Source organism: Deltaproteobacteria bacterium, assembly GCA_003696105.1.
Taxonomy (GTDB): domain Bacteria; phylum Myxococcota_A; class Polyangia; order Haliangiales; family J016; genus J016.
The window spans coordinates 20,148-36,298 of record RFGE01000190.1 but is presented as its reverse complement, the minus strand read 5'-3'; the positions used below and the strand labels follow the sequence as shown (position 1 = coordinate 36,298).

Genomic DNA, 16,151 nt, shown 5'->3' with positions numbered 1-16,151 from the left:
AAGTGATTTTGCTTACTCTTTTTTTTGGTGAAAGAAACCGGGCGCGGCGAACGGGTCGAACGGCGCGATAGGGGGCGGGGGCGGTGGGAACGCTTCGGGCGCGCGGCACCGTGGCGGCCGGGCCCGGGCCTGGCCGGCGCGCGCACGGCGGCGCGGGCTCGCCAACTCGAGTGGGTGTCGCGCGCGGCCGCCGCCACGTTCGGCGCGTACGCCGTCTGGTTCGCCGCGGCGTACGCGTGGTGGTTCGGGGCGGCGCTCGTCGGCGGTGCCGCGGCCGTCGCGCTGTGCGTGCCGCGCTGTCTGCAAAAGGCCGGATCGGTGGCGCTCGCGGGCAACGTGCTCGCCGCCGCGTGTTTCGCCGGCATCGGCGCCCTCGCCGCCGCGCGCGGCGGATTCCCCACCTCGGTGCTGGTGTGGAATGCGACCATCCCGATGTGCGCCGTATTGGTGGCGAGCCGCCGCTGGGTCGTCGGGATGTGGACCCTGCTGTGCATCGGGGAGGTGGCGGCCTGGTTCGCGCTGGACCGCGCGGGCGTCGCGCCCGCCGGCGTCGTCGCGTGGTCGCCCGCGCAACAGGCGGTCGCGCAGTTCACCTCCGTCGTCGGCCTCACGTTGTTTCTGCTGGCAGCGGCGCGGTTTCCGGCGCGGACGAACGTGCAACTGGCGGGCACGTGCGACCGCCTCGCCGTCGAACTGGAGCACGCCCGGCGCCTCGACGCGCTCGCCACACTCGCCGGCGGCATTGCGCACGACTTTGGTAACGTCGTGTCGGGCATCGCGGCGTCGGCGCGCCTGCTCGAGGTCAAGACGCCCGCGGACGACCCGCGCCGCACCGAGATCGCCACGATCCGCGACGCGGCCGAGCGCGCGGCCGCGCTCACCCGCCAGTTGATGACGTTTGCACAGCGCGACGACGCTCAACCGAGACGGGTCGACATCAACGCGGCGATCTCGGCGATCGAGCCCCTGGTGCGCCGAGTGGTCGGCGCGCATGTCGCGGTCGTCGTCGACCTCGATCCGGCCGCTGGATGCACGTGCATCGATCCGCGCCAACTCGACCGAGTCGTGCTCAATCTGGCCGTCAACGCTCGCGACACCATGCCGGACGGCGGCACGCTGGTCGTGCGCACGCGCTCGGTGTACGAGTCGACGGACCGCCGCGCGCGTCGGCTCGCGCCGCGGTTCGCCGCGATTGAGGTATCCGACACCGGTTGCGGGATGTCGCGCGACGTACGCGAGCACATCTTCGAACCGTTTTTCACGACGAAGTCGGCGGCGGGCGGCACCGGTCTCGGATTGGCGACCTGTTACGGCATTGTCGCGCAGGCCGGCGGCGCCATCGACGTGGAATCCGAACCCGGCCGCGGCTCGGTCTTCCGGGTGCTGTTGCCGGTCGCGCAGCGCGCGGCGGCTGACGACGATGCCGGAGCCCGCACACCGCCCGTCGTCGTCGTGGACGACGTGGGAGTTCGGCGCGCGCTCACGGAAGGCGACGGCACGGTAAAGAACTGACGTTCCGACCGCGTCGCTGCGGTCGCGTGCCCCGCGGCCCTGGTGCGGGGCACGGCGTCGCGCGACGCCGTGGTCGCGGCGTGCACAGGCATCTCTCGCGCCGCCGCCCTCACATCGCGGCGCGGTTGGTCGTCCGCCGCCGCCCGACTGACGACGTGTCGTCGCTCGGCCACGGCGTGCATCCGCGCGGCGTGCGGCGGTGAGGCTACCGCGCCGCGATCTCCAGGGTGACGCTCAGGTCGGCACGCGCATCGCTACCGCGAAACGCACCGCCGCCTTGTCCCACGAACACGACGTCAAATTCGCCGACGAGCAGCGGCCCGACGTCGTCGGGCTCCACGTCCGCCAGCGCGAACCGCGGAGCGAGCGCGACGGGCTCCGGCTCGGTCCTCTCGTAGATGAGCCCCTCGGCGAGCGGGTACGCGCGGCCGGACGCGGTCAGCTCGCAGCGGACGGTCACGGGGCCGTCGAACACCTCGGCCAGGCGCGCCACGCCTTCGGACGACGGAGCCAGTGCGATCGCGGCGGCCGTGACGGCGATGTCGGCGGGATCGCCGCCGAGTGCCGCGCGCGCGTCGGCGACGAACGCGCGCCACGCGTCGTCGGGCAGGTCGGTCGCCGCGACGCGATCGCGCAGGGTGCCGTCGCCGTCGGCGCTGCGACCGAGGACGCGAAACGGGACGTGGATCGCGGCGGCGGTCGACGGCGCGTCGCTGCCGCAGGCGCACAGCAGGAGGACGGCGGTGGCGAGGATGCGCGACACGCCGCCGATCGTAAAACGGTGCGCCGCGCGCGCAAAGGCGACGCAGTTTCTGTGCCAAAGCACGGCACGCCCGTCGATTTCCTGGTACGGTGCGTCGACCGCCGCGTCGTGTGCGGCGGCGATGCAGAGGACTTATGGATCACGATCGACGTATGACGACCACGAACGCGGCAGATTGGACATGCTGCTCGCCCCGGGGGCGCCGGTAGGATGGCGCGCAACCCGTCTGCCTTTGCCAAGCGCCAGCGCGAGATGCAGCGCCAGCGCAAGCGCGCAGAAAAAGCGAGGCGTCGCGCCGAACGGCGTGAGGACAAGCGCCGCGCGGGGACCGACGGCGACGTCGACCCGGACATCGCGGGGATCGTGCCCGGGCCGCAGCGCCAGCCGTGGATGGAGATCGGCGGCGACGACGCGGCGGACGACGGCGGCGGCGACGACGCCGACGACGCCGCGCCGTAGGGCTGCCGTCGCCAGCCCGCCCGCTCGGCGCGGGCACGCCGGACGGCCGGTCGCGGGCCGCGGGGGCGACGTGTGCGCGCGACGGGCGGATCCCGTCACCGAAGTCGCGCGGGCGGCCGCGACGCGGCGCGCACCGCGGCCGGTGCGCGCCGCCTGCGCTCGCGAACAGCGGCGGCGACGTGGCGTCCGCAGAGCGGCTCGCACACGATCCGGTGCGCGTACCGCGCGGCGACCCGCCGATCCGCGTCGCCGCGGCCGCGGCAGCGCGCGACCGCCACGCGCCGGATGTCGGGGTGCTCCACGGCGAGGTAGCGAAGCACCTCCAACCCGGACGTCTGCGTGAGGTCGAGGTCGACGATCGCCGCGCGAATGTGCGACAGCGGATCTTGCAGCGCGGCGACCGTTTCGAGCGGCGTGCAGGCCACGGTCACGTCGAATCCAGCTCGACAAAGCAGTTCCGCGAGCCGTGCCCGCCGCCGGCGGTCGCACTCGACGACGAGTGCGCCCGGTCGCCGGCCGTGCTCGAGCAGTGCGATCGACAGGTCGTGGACGGCATCCTCCGCGTCCGGGTGGAGCGCGCCGAAGCGGACGCCGATCCAGTCGGCGCCGATCCGCCAGGCCTCGCCCGTCGCGATCACCGGATCGAATCCCGCCGGGCGAATCTCGAGTTGGATCGGGGTGCCGCGGTCGAGTCGCGGCGTGTGCGTGAGGTGAGCGCCGCCGAGGGACACATCGTCCGCCGTGCATCGATAGGCGATGCGGCGCGCGCGGACCACTGCGTCGGCGTGCAACGGGATCCGGTACGATTTGCGTCGCTCCATCATCGCGCGCCCCCGTCTACGAGGTTGCCCTGCTGCGGCCGGCCGTCCACGACGACTCCGGATCGCCGCGCGGTCGTCGGCGCGCGTGCTTGCGCCGGTACATGGCGCGGTCGGCCTCTTCGATGAGGCGTTCGGCGGCGCGGTCGGCATTGCCCGGTACGTCCTGAAACAGGCTCGCGATGCCCCAGGATGCGCCGACTCCGTCCGGCGTTCGGCCGTCGCAGCGCAGGCGCGCGATCGCCGCGTCGATGCGAGCCATCACGCGGGCCGCTGCGAGGCGGCCCGTGCCGGGAAGCGCGACGACGAACTCGTCGCCACCCCAGCGCGCAGCCACGTCCCATCTCCGAAGTTGGTATTGCAACGAAGTCGAAACCGCGCGCAGGACGTCGTCGCCGAATGCATGGCCGCGGTGTTCGTTGACCCAGCCGAAGTTGTCGAGGTCGAGAAACGCAACCGACAGGGGCGCACTCCCGCGCACCGCGCGCGCGATCTCGATGTCCATGCGCGCCAGCAGGCCGCGGCGGTTGAGCAGTCCCGTGAGCGGGTCGACAGTCGAGCCGTCCCGCCACCGGCGCGCCTCGCGCGCGGCGGCGATCGCGCAGCGCGCGCGTGCGCGCAGCTCGTCGTCGTCAGGGCGCGAGACGTAGTCGGTCGCCCCGGCGTCGAGGAAAGCGACCGCGGAGTCGCGCGTGGGTGCCCTGGACACGACGATTGCAGGGAGGCACGCCCGTCGGGTGGTCCGGCGCAGCTCCGTCAGCCATGTCAGCGCGTCCGCGGTCGCTTCCTCGACGTCGAGAATCACGAGGTCCGGACGGTCGGTGGACGCGCACAACCGGAGCGCGTCCCGCCCTCCCGCTGCCGTGAGCACGCGATAGCCGGTCGAGCGCAGTGCCGCCTCCACCGTTCCGTGCCCCGCTCCCTGTGCGCGCAATACCAACACATTGCCCGGATTGTGTTCCGTCACAGCCGTCGTTCCCCCTCGAATGAGTTTGCTCGCCCGCGCTGAAGCACACGCAACACCCGTGCCACCGCAAGTGGCGCCGCCAGGTGGGGTCGGACGCGCGATCGTTTCGGGAGTGGCGGATAGCGGCCAGTGCAGGTTTGCGGCCGTGCTGTAGGTTGTGGAAAAGGCGACGGATGAGGCGCCGTCGGGGTGGCGCGTACCCGTCACTCGCGCGGCGGCTTTCGCACGCGCTGCCTCGCCGCTACGCCCGGCGCGCCGTCGCCGTCGCCGAGAAGGCCGTAGGCGCGGGCCTTGCTGCGGATCGCCGACCGCGACAATCCGGAGATCCGTGACGCCTCGGACAGATTGCCGCGCGACGCGCGCAGCAGCGAGCGCAGGTAGCGCGCCTCGAACGCCTCGAGCGCATCGAAGAACGGCCCGCGCATCCACGGCGGCTCGTCGTCGTCGTCGCCGCGATCGCCGGCGTCCGTCGCCCGGATGGCCGGCGCGCTCGGCGACAGCTGCAGATCGGGCGGCGTGATCGGAGCGCCTTGCGCGCGCAGGACCGCCGCGGCGATGCAGTTGTTCAGTTCGCGAATGTTGCCGGGCCACGGGTGCTGCATCAGCGCGTTGATCGCCGCCCGGCTCACCGAACAGCGCGGAACGTTCTGCAGGCGGCAGGCGGCATCCACTGCCGCGTCGACCAGAAGCGGGATGTCCTCCGGCCGGTCGCGAAGTGGCGGAAGTCGAATGCACGCGGCGCTCAGCCGGAAGTACAGATCGCGCCGGAAGCGCCCCGACTCGACGAGCGGCTTGAGGAACCGGTGCGTGGCGGCGATGACGCGCACGTCGACGCGGAGCGAGCGCGTGCCGCCCAGCGGGCGGATCTCGCCGTCTTCGAGCACGCGCAGCAGCTTGGACTGCATCGGCAATGGCATGTCGGCGATCTCGTCGAGAAACAGCGTTCCGCGGTCGGCCACGGACAACAGGCCCGGACGCTCGTCGACGAGCCCCGTGTACGCCCCGCGGCGCGCGCCGAACAGTTCCGCCTCGAACATGGTGTCGGGGACGGCGGCGCAGTTGAGCGGGACGAACGGCCCGGGTCGGCCGGAGGCAGCGTGGATGCCGCGTGCGAACACTTCCTTGCCCGTGCCGGTCTCGCCTTCGAGCAACACCGCATACGGCGTCTTGGCGACGGCGACCGCGTAGTCGACGAGTCGCTGCATCTTCGGATTGCGGCTGCGCACGCGCTCGCGCAATGAATCGACCCCAGCCGCCGCGCCGTCCGCCTGGCCACTCACGTCCGCCCCCTTTCTGGATCGAACCGCCTCGCGATTCGCCGTGAGCGTACCACGCCGGCGCCGACCTGGAAGGCGAAACGCGACGCCGGACCGGCAGTTGCTTGTGCAACGGGAACGCCGTCGCACGAACGGCCGGCGGCGGCTCACTCGCGACCGGGTAACCCGCACACCGCGCGCCGCCGACCGCCGGCGCCGTCGCCCGCCGCCTCGCGCTCGCCGGCCGCGCGGCTGGCGCGGCCGCAAGGCGGCGGTGAGCGCGTCACTCGGCGTAGCGCTCGAAGTAACCGCGGCCGGAGATCGCCAGGTTTTCCTCGAACGGCTTGAGCAGCAGCAGCGCGCTGCCGTCGGCGCTGTAATGCTCGAAGCTGCCCTGGCAGGCGCCGCCCTCCGATGTGATCTTCAGGTAGACCTCGCCGGCGGGGGTGCCCTGGTAGGTCACGTCGTAGCCGTTGTCGATGTCGCCGGTCACCTCGTAGACGTAGGTGGATTCGTGATCGACCTGGTCGCAGGTGCCCGGATCGTCGACCGCGACCTGCAGGGTCCAGGTCCCGACCGGCACGCAGCCCTCGGCGGGATCCGGCGGGGTCCCCGGTGGCGTGAGCGTGCCCGTGATCGACAGCTCGGCCTGGCACGCGACCCCGTCGGGGAGTTGATCCCCAGGGTCCCCCCCGCCCGGCGGCGAATCGACCTGGCCGAGCTCTCCGCAACCGCCGGAAAAGACGGAAAGTGCTAGCGCGAAGATGGTCAACCGTGTCATCGCCTCTATACTCCAGCAGCAATCATGCCACGCTGTCGTCCATCCCTCGCCGTGTGTTGTCTGGTCGCTGCCGCGTGCTCCGGGAAGTCCGACGCGCCGCGCAAGGCTCCCGCTGCGGCGCAACCCGCCGACGCTGCGCCGTTTGCGGGCGTATCCGGGCACCACCGCGCCAACGCAAAGTGGGTCCCCGCGGAGTACAAGCGCGGCGGGCGCAAGTGGCGCGACGCGGGCGTCTACGTCGATGGCGTGCCGATCGGCGTGCTGTGGTTCGGCGAGCTGCCGGCCAAGCTTCGGCCGGTGTGGCTCGAGGACGTGCGCATGCTCGACTTCCGCGCCGGCCAGCCGGGACCGCGCGAGGAGAAGATCAAGGTGCGGCGGTACCGGCTCGCCGAGTACCTCGAGGCGGCGGGAGTCGACCTGGCTCGGGTCAAGGCGGTCCACATCTACGGCGGCAACCACTTCGTCGCCGAGATCTCGGGCCCCGAACTGCGCCGCGTGCGCGACCGGCTGTACTTCGGCTTCGGCTCGGAGACGTCGGGCAAGCCGCTCGTGTACTTCCCGGAAGACCTGCGCACGAGCACGACGTTCGACCACATCGCGGCCGTGTGCGTGTACATCGACAAGCGTCCGCCGGACGTGAGCGACAACGGGGATACGCTGCTCGACGGCAAGGTCATCGACGGCATTCCGTACTACGGCGAGCCGATGCGCGGCGGCATCCGCGTCTACAAGGACGACCGGCTCGCGGTGTGGATCAAGCGGCGGATGCTCGCGGGGGCCGAAAAACTGGCCGAGCGCACCGACGCGGGCGAGCTGCGCTGGAAGCTGCTGCCGTATCTGGCCAAACAGGGCGTCGACGTGACGTCCGTGCAGGCCGCGGATCTGATCTACGACGAGCGCAAGGTCGCGCGCCTCGATCGGGCGGCGCTGGAACAGGCGTACTTTGTCGCGAACCCGCAGTCGTCGGGCCAGATCGTGCTGGGGCCGTCGAACACGCCCGTGCAGGCGCTCGCGCTGTTCACGGAGCCGCCGCCTCCGCCGCCGGACGAGCCCGACCCGCTGTAGCCGCGCCACCCCGGCGACCTGGCAAAAGAAAACGCCCCGAGCAGAGCGCTCGGGGCGGGGAGGGCAGGTGGCGGCGCGCGGCCGCGCGAAGTGTAACGTCTCAGACTACGGGTTCGGAGTGGGCGTGGGGAACCCCGGGGGGTCGCACAGGCCCGCTTGCCGGCGCTGAAGCGTGAGCTGATAGAACGTCTCGAGCGCCTGGTAGTACGGGTCGGCGTCGCCGACGGCGAAGGTGGGGTGGTTGTTGGCGCCGCCGCCCTTGAGGTCGAGCTTGGCGTACGCCGGGACGATGTCGACCGTGCCGTCGGGGCGGGTACCGATCGTGAAGAACCCCGTGATGAACGTCTCGTAGCGGTTGTAGGTGAACATCAACGTGTCGTCGGTGTTCGCGAAGAACCGCGCGAGCCCGTCCCCGTGACACGAGGAGCACACCGTGCCGCCCTCGGTCGGCTTGTCGGCCCACGTCGCCATGCCTGACGCATCCCAGTTCGTCAGGTTCATACATCCCGACCACTCGGCCAGCGGGTCGACGTTCACCGGCTCCGCGTCGGGCTCGCCGCCGCCGACATCGGCGTCGGGTTGCGGCGCGGTGCCGGCGTCCGGTCCCGGATCCACCGGAGTGAACTCCGACTGGAGGCAGGCCGAGGGGGCGACAAGTACGGCGAGGAGGGCCAGCGAGCGCATGGGGTTCCGTGTCGGTAGGGGTTACGGGGTGGGGAACTGAGCCGGGCCGCATTGGCCGGCCAGCTTGGTCTGCTCGGTGAGCTGATGGAACTCGGCGAGCCGCTGGAAGTACGGGTCGTCCGGGCCGTAGTCGAAGCGCGGGTGCAGGGTGGAGCCGTTGCCCATGCGCTCGAGCTTGTCGTAGGCCGGGATGACCTGCTGGCTGCCGTCGGCGTTCACCTTCACCGTGAAGAACCCGATGATGTACAGCTCCGTCCGGTTCATGGTGAACATCGTGTCGTTGGTCGGGTTCGTGTTGAACCGGAACGCGCCGTCGGCGTGACAGGTCGAGCAGGTGTCACCGCCCTCGGCCCGCTTGTCGGCCCAGTCGCCCATCTGCGCGGCATCCCAGTTGGCCTTGGTCATACAGCCAGACCACTCGGCGAACGCGTTGGTGGACGCGGGCGGCGGGTCGGGCTCGCCGTCGTCGTCGGCGTCCGCGCGAACCCTGCTCTCGGCCTGCAGCCAGGCGACGATCGCATCGCGCTCGGCCTGGGTATACGACTGCCCGTAGTGGCCGCCCGCGTCGATCTTCAACAGCATGTTCGCGAGCGCCGGTTGGAAGTTGCCCGTCACCGACGGGAACGCCGTGATGCTCTCGTAGTCGTCGTCCGGGGACGGCGAGCCGAGGAACTTCAGCGGCGTGCCGACGCCGGTGTGGCAGGCTTCGCCGGCGCAGCGGGCGACGATCGGCTGGACGTTCGTGGAGAACAGGACCGACGGATCGTCTCCCGTGGGCTCAGGGACGCCCGCGTCCGGGCTGCCGCTCGGCGGCGGCGTGGGCGGCTCCGGGTCGCTGGGGTTCAGCGGCTCGAGCTCGCCCGCGCACGCCGTCGCCAGCAGCGCCACGGAGGCGAGTGTGTGAGTGAGTGTGCGCCAGGACATCAGATGCTCCTTCGTATAGGCGTGGCGGGGTTAGCGGCGGCGGCGGCGCGGCAGGCCGAGAGCCAGGGCGACGAGCAGCGCGGTCGCGGCGCCCGACGTGGTGCCGGTGGTGCTGCAGCCGGCCATGTCGGCGGTCGGCGTCGGCGCCGGGTCCGGGTCGGGCTGCGGCTCGGGGTTCGGCTCGGGCTCGGGCTCGGGGTCCGGGTCGTTGTTCGGCTCGTCGGGAGGCAGGGTCGCGGCGGGCGCGGTCACGGCCGGGATGAGCACGAGTTCGGTCGCCAGCTTCTCCTCAGGGGCGCCGGTCGTCGGGTCGATGCGGCGAGTGTGCGCGGCGATCGCGACGAACGAGCGGACGTCCGGCTGATAGCCGCCGGTGACGCCGTAGCCCGGGTTGCGGACGTTGCCGATGCACTGGATGTAGTTGCGGCCCTGGGTCGTCGGGTTCTCGCCGTACAGGTTCGACAGCCAGCCGGTGTCGATCGCGGCGGCGAGGCCGATCTTGCGGACGTGCGTGAGCTTGCGCTCGAGGTCGTTCCAGCCCACGACGTGGGCGGTGGACAGGGCCGACGCGTTGCCGTTGATCGAACCGCTGATGAGCACCATGCGCGACTCGGCGGCGCCGTCCTCACCCCACAGGGTCGAGCACTGGCTCGCGTGCGTCGCGTCGCCGCCCGGGAAGATGTCCGTCTGCGGGACGGCTTCGATGCTCATCCCGTTGCGGTCGTAGCTGATGACCGACGCCATCATCTTCGCCGTGCCCTTCTCCTTGCGGCGGCGCTTGGTGAGCTCTTGCCAGGTCACGTACGCCTTGTTGGTCGGGTTGCCGGCCGCGTCGAGGATCGGGGTGGCGCGAATCTGCGTCCGGTAGATGCCGTCTTCCTTCTTCGCGACGGCCATGCGCCACAGCTGCTCGCCGGTCTGGGTGTCGTAGCCCGAGCAGTACACGCCGCGGTTCGGCGGCTGCGTGTTGCCCGCGGTGAGGCACACGACGGCGAGATCCGGGATGTTGGTCGCGAGCACGTCGGGGCGGCTGCGCTCCTCTTCGCGCTCGGTGCGGATGTCGTCCGTGATCTTCTCGACCGTGTAGGTGCCGTCGGGATTCTTGCGGATCTCCGTGATGGCGGCCCACGAGTCGTCGCTGCCGTTGCCGTTGCAGCCGTGCGCCGAGAACAGGCGCGTCGTCGTGGCGTCCTGATACGTCACGATTTCCGGGTGTTGGCCGGTCTCGCTGCAGTTGTCGTTGTTCTTGGCGACGATGCGCGTACGCTCCGACAACTGCTCGCAGTTCGGGCCGAACACCAACTGATAGGCGTAGGCGTGGTTGTTCGGGGCGTAGTTGTAGGTGACCGCGACGGCCTCGCCGTTGAAGATCGGCGTCACGCGCGGGTGGTGCGCGTTGCGGTAGCGGTCGCCCTGGTTGTTGGTGACGTACTTGAGGTTCTGCAGCTGCGGCCCGAGGACCGGGTCCATCTTGATCGAAGCGCAGAACATCTGGTTGCGGTGGTTGGGCAGCTCGCCGTTGAGGCGGTACGAGCCCATTCCGAACATCAAGATCTCGCCCGACGCGAGCTGGGCGAGCTGGGCTTGCTCGCCGCCCGGGTAGACAGCGCGGCGAGGCCGGTCGCGGCCGTCTTCGTCGCGGCGCGTCTCGCCTGCGTCGTAGCCGTCGCGGACCAGCATCGTATCGACGTGCGGGGCCGCGACCGCCGCGGCCGGGATACCCACGGCGGCGGCAATCAAGAAGGGATTCAGTCTGGACGTCATGGCAGCTCCTGTGACCCGGCGTTGGTCTGGTGGGATGACTTGCAGCCCGTGCTGTCGCAATCCCTGTGCCGATGTAGGCATCGTGGAAAATCCGTTGGTTATGCCGGCCGGAAGGGACCGGCGGTCCGGGCGATCGAAGGCGTTCGCGGCAAGCTCGGGCCGGTTCAAGCTGGCCTCGCCGGGTGGCCCCTAGGGCTAAGACAGGAAGAATTCACGGAAACCAGGGTTCGCGAGGATGTCCCGACCCCGGGTGGACAGGCGCGGGACATCGCTCCCCACCCCCTGCGACTCCACCCCCCGCCGATGGGCCCCATTTCTGTCACTTTCGTTCGGGAGTGATCTCCGAGATCGCGCCTGCCGAGCCGCGTCACCACGGGGAAGCGACCGCGAATGACGCGGTGCGACACCGGGCGTGGGCCCAGGCGCCGGCGCGAGTGCCGCCCGGCCGAACGGGGCTACGCGTCACAGATCGAGTTGGCCCGCAGGGCTGGCCCAGCGGGCGCACACACCCGGACGCGGCGGCGGCAGCGTGCGCGACCGCGGCCACCGCCGCGCGATCCGAGCGGTACAATGAGGACATGACGCGGTTCGTTCGGGCGTGTGGCGTGGCAACGATCGTCGCCGTCGCCGCGTGCGGCGGGCCGCCCGTCGGCGCCAAGGTTCCGAAGGCGGATCCCAAGAAAGTCGCCGTGGGTGCCGCCGCGACGGCGACCGTGCTCACGTTGATGAACCCGGAACTCGCCGGCAAGCGACCGGAGGAGGCCGACCCGGAGCGACCGCACAAGGTGCGCTCGTCGGGGGAGGCCGTTCCGCCCGACGTCCTCGATCGCCTCGATCGCGACGCGGGGCCGCGCCAGGTGCCGTGCGCGCCCGCGCCGGCCGACGCCGCTCGGCGTTCCGACGCCGGTGCCGGCCGGCCTTCGATCGCGCCGTACGTGCCGAACCCGAACCGCCCTCGGTGTCCCGAGCCGGACGCGCTACCTGACGGGGATGGGGCCGGCTCGCCCCCCGCCACCGCGGCGCCGCGCGAGCGTTGAACGCAGGCACCCCGGCCCGCCAGCGGGGACGCGCGGCGGTCGCGAACGGGCAGCGCGTCCGCGCGCGGGCCGGAAGACGCCGCTTCCTGTCGCTTACGGTCGCGCGCCTCGCGGCACGCCGGCGCGCGGGCAGGCAATCGCGCGGGGCCGCGGTGTCTGCCGGCGAGGCGGCCGGATCGTGGCGCGCGAAGGTGCGGTGCGCACGCGACCCCGCGAGCGTCACGCGGGCGTCAGACGGGACAGGTCATGTCTTGCCCGCAGCACAGCGGCGACTTGACCTTGCCGTCTCCGTTGGGACACTTCGAGATGGCGACCGCGGTGCCGTCGTCCTTGGTGATCGAGTCGTGGACGAGGGCGGCGCCGCACTTGGCGCAGGTGAGGTTCACGCTCATTCCGCACTTGCTGCACGTGTAGGTGGCCATGGCGGCCATCCTACACACTGGCGGGCGGCGGGCAACGGCGTGGGTCGGAAAAACGCACGGCGGCCGTCGCGCGCGGACGGCGTCACGCGCGAAGGATGTTGTGGTCGAGCGCGTAGCGGACGATGTCGCTGCGCGAGCGCAGGCCGAGCTTCTCGGACAGGCGCGACCGATAGGTCTCGACCGTCTTGATCGACACGCCGAGTTCGGACGCGATCTCCTTGTACGTGTGGCCGTACGCGATCAGCTCGAGAACCTGGCGCTCCCGACCGGACAGCTCCGGGCCGACGGCGGGCACGCGCGTCGACCCGGTGCCGAGCGCCGCGCCCGATTCGGTCTCGGACAACGAGATGTAGGTCTTGCCTTCGCGCACCGCCCGCACGGCCGCGAGCAGCTGCTCCGGTGAGGTCGCCTTGCACACGTAGCCGGAGGCGCCGGCGGACAGCGAGCGCCGCAGATAGGTCGGCGACGCGAAGGCGGTCACCACCAGGATGCGGCTGGCGGGACAGGCCTCGCGCAGCCGCGGGATGACGTCCAGCGCGTCCCCGCCGGGCATGGCCAGGTCGAGCAGAATGACGTCGGGCTGCGTGCGCCGGGCATGCTGCAGGACCGACTCGCAGTCGGCCGCCTCCGCGACGACCTCGAGCTCGGGATGGGTCTCGAGGTGCAGGCGCAGGCTCGAGCGAAACAGGGCGTGGTCGTCGGCGAGTAGGATGCGAATGGTGGACACGGGGGACTCCAGACGCCGTCGACCCTAACGCGGAACCCGTGCCGAAGCAGTCAGGAGGATGACCGACAAAACGGCTGTTCGGGCCGCGCCGCGCGGGGCCCGCGCGACCGGTGCGATGCCAGCGCCGCCGCCGGGATCGCGCGCGCCGGCTACACCGTGTCGCCGCACGCGCGGTTGGCGGGGATCGCCACGTCCATCATGCGCGGGTGTGGCAGCTTCAGGTTGTTCATGATGTCGACGTACTCGTCGATGGACGCGACCTGCAGGCGCGGGTTGTGGCGGCGTTCCTCGCCGATCGTGCTCACGGTCCATCCCTTGTAGTCGTGCGCGGGGTAGACCAGGGTGTCGTCCGGCAGCGCGAGCAGCTTGCCGAACAGGCTCTGGTACTGCAGGCGCGGGTCGCCGTTTTGGAAGTCGGTCCGACCGGTGCCGCGGATGAGCAGCGTATCGCCGGTGAACACGCGCAGTGGCCCGCCCGGCTCGGCGAGCACGAACGAGTACGAGTCGTCGGTGTGGCCGGGCGTGTAGCGCGCCTCGAGGCGCACGCCGCCGACCTCGATCGTGTCGCCATCGGCGATGCGCTCGGACACGCAGTCCGCCGCCGTTTCGCGCCCCATCACCGTGACGCAGCGCGTCTCGCTGCGCAGCGGGCCGAGCGCCGTCACGTGGTCGGCGTGCAGGTGGGTGTCCACGGCGTAGACGAGCCGCAGGTCGAGTTCGTCGAGCAGGCGCAGGTAACTGGCCAGCGCGTCCCGCACGGGATCGATGACAATCGCCTCCCGGGTGCGGTCGCTGGCCAATAAGTAGGTATATGTGCAGCTGTCGGTGTCGAAGAGTTGGCGAAAGATCACGCGGGCCTCCGTGTGCGACCGCGGGCTCTGTCCCGGCATGTCGCGCGTCGGCCGCCAGGCCCGTGGAACCCCACGCACGGCGCGGCGACGGCGGGTGGGTCCAGGCAAAAAACGCAGGCGCGACGTCGCATGACGGTTCAGAGACGCAGGATGTGGTTAGCTGCCGGCAGGGACAGCTGTTGGTGAGAGCCGCCGTGCCGGAAAAGGATTCACGCAGCGAACGGGAACTGGTCGCCGCTGCGAGAGCGGGCGACCGGTCGGCCGTCGACGCGCTCGTCGCGCGCCACCAGGCGCGCATCTACCGGTACGGGATGAAGATGTGTGGGGATCCCGAGGAAGCGAGGGAGATCGCGCAGGAGACGCTGCTGACGCTGGCGCGCTCGGTGCGCACGTTTCGCGGCGACGCGTCCCTGTCGACCTGGCTGTTCCAGGTCGCTCGCAGCCACTGCATCAAGCGGCGTCGCCGGAGCAAGTACGCGCCCGCCCGGGTCGAGTCGCTGGACACGGACGTCGACGACAGCGCGTCGCTGCCGGACCCGAGCGCGGCGAGTCCAGAGGACGTGGTCGCGGCGCGCGAACTCGGCGCCGCGATCGAGCGAGCGATCGCGGCGCTCGACCCGCCCTACCGTGAGGTGCTCGTTTTGCGCGACGTCGAGGGGCTCAGCGCCCGCGAGGTGGCAACTGTGCTCGAGGTGTCGGTCCCGGCAGTCAAGTCGCGGTTGCACCGCGCCCGCGCATTCGTGCGCGAGCAGCTCCAGCCGTTGGTTGCGCAGGCACCCGACACCGCCGCGGCATGCCCCGACGTGGTCGCGCTGCTGTCGAAGCACCTCGAGGGCGACGTCGCGCCGGCGCTGTGCGCGCAGATGGAGGCGCACGTCGACCGGTGCGCCGCCTGCCGCGCGCGCTGCGACGCGCTGCGGGCCGCGCTCGCCGCGTGTCGGCAGTGCGGGCAGGCGCCGGTGCCGCCGCGCGTCGAGCGCGCCGTGCGCGCGGCGGTCGCGGCGCTCGCCGGCGCGTCTCCACCGTGACCGGGAGCGCGCACGCGCGCCGCAGATTTGATATCGTGCTCACATGCGCGATCGCATGCGTCGTGTCGCACGGGGGGCCGTTGGGTTGTGGTTGCTCGTCGCCGGCTGCGGCGACGACGGAACGGGCGGAGCGGACGCGGCACCGCGTCCGGACGCCGCGCCGCGCGCGGACGCGGCGCCCCCCGACGCGGGGCTGCCGACGACGTTCGGTGGCGACCGTCCGGCCGAGTTGCTCGTGCCGGCCAACTACGATCCGGCGGTGCCCGCGCCGTTGGTCGTCCTGCTGCACGGCTATTCGGAAGACCCCACGTTCATCACCGGCTACACGCGGTTCGACACGCTGGTCGACTCCGAGGGCGTGCTCGTGATCGCTCCACCTGGCCTGAAAGATGGCGCCGGCAAGGGCTACTGGAACGCCACCGACGCCTGTTGCGACTTCGAAGGCTCGGGGGTCGATGACGTCGCCTACCTTGCCGGCATCGTCGCCGACATTCGCGCCGCCTACAACGTCGATCCCAAGCGCATCTTCGCCATCGGCCACTCCAACGGCGGCTTCATGGCGTATCGGCTCGCATGCGACATGGCCGACACGTTCGCGGCCGTCGTGTCGATCGCCGGTGCGACGTTTGCGGATTCGACCGCCTGCAGTCCGGCGGAACCGGTGAGCGTGCTGCAGGTGCACGGCGATGCCGACCAGACGATCTTGTACGACGGAGGAGCGATCGAGTTTCCGGACGGGGCCATGCGCGCATACCCGAGCGCGGCCGACACGGTGGCGATGTGGGCCGGCTACGACGGCTGCGCGACGACGACCGCTGCAGGCACGGCGTTCGATCTCGATCTGCTGGCCGCGGACGCCGAGACGACGCCGAGCGCGTACGACGGCTGTCCGTCCGGAGTCGGGGTCGAATTGTGGACGGCGGCCGGTTCCGGCCACGTCATGTCGTTCTCCGACGCGGTGCCCGGCGTGTTCTGGGCGTGGATGAAGGCTCACCCGAAGCCGTAACGCCGCGCCGCGTCGCCCCGCGCGGGCGGCCGGCGTATCGTCGCCGGCGATGGCCAACACGCCGCGGTGGACGTGGATGAAGGCTCA

General features: G+C 71.3%; 16 protein-coding genes and 1 pseudogene. 7 read left to right on the top strand and 10 right to left on the bottom strand.

What is annotated here, in order from left to right:
• Window positions 1-27: 27 nt before the first annotated feature.
• Entirely contained in the window at window positions 28-1,512 is a 1,485-nt protein-coding gene (locus D6689_12550) for a hypothetical protein (protein ID RMH40881.1), read from the top strand.
• Window positions 1,513-1,717: 205 nt separating this feature from the next.
• Here the strand turns inward: D6689_12550 and D6689_12545 are convergent, their stop codons facing one another.
• Window positions 1,718-2,275: a hypothetical protein gene (locus D6689_12545; GenBank protein ID RMH40880.1), complete on the bottom strand. Its 558-nt coding sequence runs from the start codon at window positions 2,273-2,275 to the stop codon at window positions 1,718-1,720.
• A gap of 210 nt (window positions 2,276-2,485) precedes the next feature.
• Here D6689_12545 and D6689_12540 point away from each other — a divergent pair, with 210 nt between their 5' ends.
• Window positions 2,486-2,734 (top strand): hypothetical protein, encoded by a 249-nt coding sequence (locus D6689_12540; protein RMH40879.1) that lies wholly within the window; start codon window positions 2,486-2,488, stop codon window positions 2,732-2,734.
• Between the two features lie 95 nt (window positions 2,735-2,829).
• Here D6689_12540 and D6689_12535 read toward each other — a convergent pair whose 3' ends face one another.
• The 4 genes from D6689_12535 to D6689_12520 all read right to left on the bottom strand — a co-directional run bounded on the left by D6689_12535 (window position 2,830) and on the right by D6689_12520 (window position 6,547).
• A complete protein-coding gene (locus tag D6689_12535; GenBank protein RMH40878.1) occupies window positions 2,830-3,705 on the bottom strand; it encodes a hypothetical protein in 876 nt (291 codons plus the stop codon).
• Complete coding sequence (locus tag D6689_12530; protein RMH40877.1) at window positions 3,572-4,948, bottom strand: diguanylate cyclase; 1,377 nt, start codon at window positions 4,946-4,948, stop codon at window positions 3,572-3,574. Before D6689_12530 ends, D6689_12535 begins: the two co-directional genes overlap by 134 nt.
• Complete coding sequence (locus D6689_12525; GenBank protein RMH40876.1) at window positions 4,723-5,799, bottom strand: sigma-54-dependent Fis family transcriptional regulator; 1,077 nt, start codon at window positions 5,797-5,799, stop codon at window positions 4,723-4,725. The genes D6689_12530 and D6689_12525 overlap by 226 nt, the downstream gene beginning before the upstream one ends.
• Before the next feature lie 259 nt (window positions 5,800-6,058).
• The gene (locus D6689_12520; GenBank protein RMH40875.1) at window positions 6,059-6,547 is read right to left on the bottom strand and encodes a hypothetical protein; all 489 of its coding nucleotides are present in this window, start codon (window positions 6,545-6,547) and stop codon (window positions 6,059-6,061) included.
• Between the two features lie 60 nt (window positions 6,548-6,607).
• Between D6689_12520 and D6689_12515 the strand changes: the two genes are divergently transcribed.
• Window positions 6,608-7,621, top strand: coding sequence for a hypothetical protein (locus tag D6689_12515; protein RMH40874.1), 1,014 nt, complete (start codon window positions 6,608-6,610; stop codon window positions 7,619-7,621).
• Window positions 7,622-7,726: 105 nt separating this feature from the next.
• Here D6689_12515 and D6689_12510 read toward each other — a convergent pair whose 3' ends face one another.
• Window positions 7,727-8,236: a hypothetical protein gene (locus D6689_12510; protein RMH40873.1), complete on the bottom strand. Its 510-nt coding sequence runs from the start codon at window positions 8,234-8,236 to the stop codon at window positions 7,727-7,729.
• A gap of 90 nt (window positions 8,237-8,326) precedes the next feature.
• Window positions 8,327-9,193, bottom strand: coding sequence for a hypothetical protein (locus D6689_12505; GenBank protein ID RMH40872.1), 867 nt, complete (start codon window positions 9,191-9,193; stop codon window positions 8,327-8,329).
• Window positions 9,194-9,365: 172 nt separating this feature from the next.
• Here D6689_12505 and D6689_12500 point away from each other — a divergent pair.
• Window positions 9,366-9,452 (top strand): annotated as a pseudogene (locus D6689_12500) (endoglucanase).
• Window positions 9,453-11,571: 2,119 nt separating this feature from the next.
• Window positions 11,572-12,030: a hypothetical protein gene (locus D6689_12495; protein RMH40871.1), complete on the top strand. Its 459-nt coding sequence runs from the start codon at window positions 11,572-11,574 to the stop codon at window positions 12,028-12,030.
• Window positions 12,031-12,260: 230 nt separating this feature from the next.
• Here D6689_12495 and D6689_12490 read toward each other — a convergent pair whose 3' ends face one another.
• From D6689_12490 to D6689_12480, 3 genes are all read right to left on the bottom strand, one after another.
• Window positions 12,261-12,452, bottom strand: a complete 192-nt coding sequence (locus D6689_12490; GenBank protein RMH40870.1) for a hypothetical protein — start codon at window positions 12,450-12,452, stop codon at window positions 12,261-12,263.
• A gap of 82 nt (window positions 12,453-12,534) precedes the next feature.
• The gene (locus tag D6689_12485; GenBank protein RMH40894.1) at window positions 12,535-13,170 is read right to left on the bottom strand and encodes a DNA-binding response regulator; all 636 of its coding nucleotides are present in this window, start codon (window positions 13,168-13,170) and stop codon (window positions 12,535-12,537) included.
• A 158-nt stretch (window positions 13,171-13,328) separates the two neighbouring features.
• Complete coding sequence (locus D6689_12480; GenBank protein RMH40893.1) at window positions 13,329-14,030, bottom strand: MBL fold metallo-hydrolase; 702 nt, start codon at window positions 14,028-14,030, stop codon at window positions 13,329-13,331.
• Here D6689_12480 and D6689_12475 point away from each other — a divergent pair.
• Window positions 13,991-15,058, top strand: coding sequence for a sigma-70 family RNA polymerase sigma factor (locus D6689_12475; protein RMH40892.1), 1,068 nt, complete (start codon window positions 13,991-13,993; stop codon window positions 15,056-15,058). The two genes, D6689_12480 and D6689_12475, sit on opposite strands and share 40 nt — an antisense overlap.
• 43 nt (window positions 15,059-15,101) lie before the next feature.
• Window positions 15,102-16,064, top strand: coding sequence for a hypothetical protein (locus D6689_12470; protein RMH40869.1), 963 nt, complete (start codon window positions 15,102-15,104; stop codon window positions 16,062-16,064).
• Window positions 16,065-16,151 lie beyond the last annotated feature (87 nt).

What these genes read in the sequence shown, in the direction of transcription:
- D6689_12540 (RMH40879.1), top strand. Translation starts at nt 2,486, where the DNA reads ATGGCGCGCAACCCGTCTGCCTTTGCCAAGCGCCAGCGCGAGATGCAG.
- D6689_12535 (RMH40878.1), bottom strand. Translation starts at nt 3,705, where the DNA reads ATGCCGACCGCGCCGCCGAACGCCTCATCGAAGAGGCCGACCGCGCCA.
- D6689_12495 (RMH40871.1), top strand. Translation starts at nt 11,572, where the DNA reads ATGACGCGGTTCGTTCGGGCGTGTGGCGTGGCAACGATCGTCGCCGTC.
- D6689_12490 (RMH40870.1), bottom strand. Translation starts at nt 12,452, where the DNA reads ATGGCCACCTACACGTGCAGCAAGTGCGGAATGAGCGTGAACCTCACC.
- D6689_12475 (RMH40892.1), top strand. Translation starts at nt 13,991, where the DNA reads ATGTGCAGCTGTCGGTGTCGAAGAGTTGGCGAAAGATCACGCGGGCCT.
- D6689_12470 (RMH40869.1), top strand. Translation starts at nt 15,102, where the DNA reads ATGCGCGATCGCATGCGTCGTGTCGCACGGGGGGCCGTTGGGTTGTGG.